Genomic DNA, 681 nt, shown 5'->3' on the forward strand with positions numbered 1-681 from the left:
ATCACAAGGTTAGGAGTTTTCTCTGTTGTCTGCTGGTTCTTTTGGACGGTTTGCGTCTGCTGAACCTTTGTCCTACGGTCTTTTGTGTAATTCTGGCGTGTTTCCTGCGATACCACTTTTTCTACATTCTGCCTATGTACTGGCTGTGCAGGTTGGGTCGTTTTCTTATCAGAAGCACCAGAAGATAACGGACGCTCTTTCACAACATTTGTCTTGACTGGCTCACTTGCTTTCGGAGTTGGAGCTGTGGCAGGGCGTTTGACTTCCTGCATTTTTTCCGCACTCGATTTTGGAATGGTTGAAGCGGTGGCTGGTCGCTCATGGGGACGGGTAGCTCCCATTGTCGCTGATCCGTCAGCCTTTCGCTGTGCCTGCCTTGCTTCTTGTGCCTTTTGAAGCTCCATACGCTTATCAGCGATATTCTTCTTACGCTGTTCCTGCTTTTCCAAGCGTCCCGACTGTCTGGACTGCTCTTCCTGCACCATGCCACGCTTAAAGTCGGACACGCTGGACTTTGCCTTTTCCTTTGCGGAATATACCGCATAAGCGGTCTGTGTCGGCATATCCTTGATATTCTCTTTGACGGCGTTTGCCTTGTCTTTCACTTTATTTTTCGTATCTAAGACAGCACCTACCTTTGAGCCTGCACGTTGTCCCATGCTGGAAGTGGTATTACCCCGA

General features: G+C 49.2%; 1 pseudogene. It reads right to left on the bottom strand.

Annotation, left to right across the window (positions count from 1 at the left end):
- Positions 1 to 681: pseudogene (locus DWW13_RS19625) on the bottom strand (YtxH domain-containing protein); the annotation flags it as partial.

The sequence above is a fragment of the Blautia sp. AF14-40 genome (genome assembly GCF_003479665.1).
GTDB classification, from domain to species: Bacteria; Bacillota; Clostridia; order Lachnospirales; family Lachnospiraceae; genus Fusicatenibacter; species Fusicatenibacter saccharivorans.